General features: G+C 69.2%; 1 protein-coding gene. It reads right to left on the bottom strand.

The genetic code is table 11. From position 1 onward, the window contains the following. A partial coding sequence (locus RB628_RS42220; protein ID WP_412180816.1) for a hypothetical protein occupies positions 1 to 227 on the bottom strand: 227 nt, incomplete at its 3' end. Positions 228 to 240 lie beyond the last annotated feature (13 nt).

Below are 240 nucleotides of genomic sequence, written 5' to 3'. Positions count from 1 at the left end.
ACCGCCCCACCACCCAACCCACCAAACACCCGCGACAACGCCTGCACCTCAATGGCGTCACCCACGACCGTGCCGCTTCCGTGGCCTTCTATGTAGTCGATGGTCTCGGCGGGGACACCACCCATGGCGAGTGCCTCGGCCACCACGGCGGCCTGGCCGGAGACTCCGGGCGCGGTGAAGCTGGATTTGACGGCGCCGTCGTTGTTGACCGCGGACCCCCTGACCACCGCCCGCACCGTG

The sequence above is a fragment of the Streptomyces sp. ADMS genome (genome assembly GCF_033441795.1).
Classification (GTDB): domain Bacteria; phylum Actinomycetota; class Actinomycetes; order Streptomycetales; family Streptomycetaceae; genus Streptomyces.
Note: the sequence above shows the minus strand (reverse complement) of the source record. Positions and strands in the feature narration are given on the sequence as shown.